The 1,917-nt window shown below is 51.1% G+C and carries 2 protein-coding genes and 1 pseudogene; all 3 read right to left on the bottom strand.

Going from position 1 to position 1,917, the window contains the following annotated elements:
- Nucleotides 1-603: pseudogene (locus tag P6N53_RS18415) on the bottom strand (4Fe-4S dicluster domain-containing protein); the annotation flags it as partial.
- A 17-nt stretch (nt 604-620) separates the two neighbouring features.
- The gene (locus P6N53_RS18410) at nt 621-1,568 is read right to left on the bottom strand and encodes a 4Fe-4S dicluster domain-containing protein (protein WP_304545831.1); all 948 of its coding nucleotides are present in this window, start codon (nt 1,566-1,568) and stop codon (nt 621-623) included.
- Between the two features lie 11 nt (nt 1,569-1,579).
- The coding region (locus tag P6N53_RS18405) for a hydrogenase iron-sulfur subunit (protein WP_304545829.1) at nt 1,580-1,917 on the bottom strand (338 nt) is incomplete at its 5' end.

The following is a 1,917-nucleotide window of genomic DNA, read 5'->3' as shown; positions in this document are numbered from 1 at the left end:
GTCGGCCTTAATTTCTGCCTGGAGTTTGGCGGCCTCTGCCTTGGCTTCTTCTCCGGCTTCGCTAAGTCCAAGTTTTCCCAGCAGCTCTTGTCCCTTTTCGCTTATGCCTTCTACTACGTAGGCTTCCCCTATGTCGGTCAGGAATATGTCGCTGCCTTCTTTGGCGAAGGGGCCGCAGTCCATGCTGCTGCAGAAGCACGTTATCCCTGGCTCGTTGCAGCCTAGTCCCACGATTAGGGTGTTGGCTCGGCGGGTCAGGTAGTATACGTCTTCGTATTGGTCGTTTTTGAATACGTTGTCTAAAAGCAGTATTGATTTGACGTCACAGGGGCGCATGCCGAATACTATTGTCCCGGTGGCGTCGATGTTTTCTTTGGTCCTTACTCCTTCAGCATCAACTGTGTAGTTAAACAGTTCTTCTGTCTGAGGGAAAAGGATTTCTTTACCCGGCTTTTTGGTGTTGCTAATGTTAAGACAGGCTTCTTCTCCGCCCTTGATGGCCCCATATTGGATGAGACCGTCTTTTTCTACCGGCGCTATGACTCGGTATTCTCTTGCCAGTTTATCTAGTATTTTGGCAATTTCGCCTTTGTTTAGGATCATCCTTTTTCACCTCATTCCTATAGCAAGAAGTCTTCTTTGTCTTCGAATTTGAAGGTGTTCAGGGCCGGGGCTTCTTCTAGGCTTATTCCTGCTTCGGCTCCAAACATTTCTTTGACGTCTTTTACCATCTTTCTGTTTAGGAAGGATAGTTTGATGCCCATGGGGCAGGCTCTCTCACAGGCTCCGCAGTCTACGCAGCGGCCTGCCAGGTGGAATACTCTCACTGCCTGGAACAGGGCGTTGTCGTCTACGCTTTGGGCACTTTTGCCGATCCACGCTGGAGCTCCGCAGTCTACGAAGCATTCGGTGCAGTAGCACATGGGACAGGCCTGGCGGCAGGCGTAGCAGCGGATGCATTTGCTCATTTCTTTGGCTACGTAGGCTGCCCTTTCTTCGGCACTTAGGGCCTCGAAGGCTTCTACGTCGCTGTAGTCTGCTTCTTTGCCTGCTATTGCTTCGCCCAGTAGTTCGTCGAAGATTACCGGGGTGTTGTATTGGCATGTTTTGCAGGAGCTAAACATTACGTCTGCCTTGGCCAGTGTCTGTTCAAAGTCTTTGCCCTTTAGTGTCAGGGCTTCTCCTGTGTCTCTTACTTCCAGGATGTCTTTGCAGCCCACTGCCTGGCAGATTTGTTTGCGGTCTACCATGCCTTGGCAGGGTACGCCGATGATATACAGGTTTTCTTTGTTGATTTGCCCTTCTTTGATTAGGCCCACTATGGCTCTTACGTCACAGCCCTTGGCTATTACTGCCACTTTGTCTCCACCCTTGCTGCGCACGAAGTTTGCCAGGTTGTTTTCGCAGGTTGCTCCCCAGATTAGGTTCTCGGCCTGCTCAGGGGTTCTGGCAAAGTATGGTGTGCTGCGGAGGGGCAGGCTTCCTTGAGCAAATCCCACCACCAGGTCTACTTTCTTTTCTTCCAGCAGTTTCTTGGCGGCTGCTTTTATGTTTTCGCTTAGGTTCATTCCCTCTCACCTCACTCCGCTTTTCTAAATATGCCCTTGTTGGGGCCTATGGCTTTTACTTTGTCGGTTAGGTCTCCTATCAGTTCTGCAAATCTTGCTCCTTCGGATGCTGATACCCAGGTGAAGTTTACTCTGTCACTCTCTACTCCCATGTAGTTCAGCATGTTCTTTAATAGGGCAAATTTGCGGCGGGCCACCAGGTTGCCACTAACATAGTGGCAGTCTCCGGGGTGTCAGCCAGAGGTTAGTATTGCATCAGCTCCGGAACGCAGGCCTGCTATGATAAAGAGCGGATTTATCCGGCCGGAGCAGGGCACCCGCACTACCCGGACGTTCGGGGGGTATTGCA

This window comes from Desulforamulus aquiferis (genome assembly GCF_030577015.1).
Lineage (GTDB): Bacteria > Bacillota > Desulfotomaculia > Desulfotomaculales > Desulfotomaculaceae > Desulfotomaculum > Desulfotomaculum aquiferis.
This window is presented reverse-complemented; position numbering and strand designations above follow the sequence as displayed.

Coding starts and splice junctions, on each gene's coding strand:
- P6N53_RS18410 (WP_304545831.1), bottom strand. CDS start 1,568: ATGAACCTAAGCGAAAACATAAAAGCAGCCGCCAAGAAACTGCTGGAA.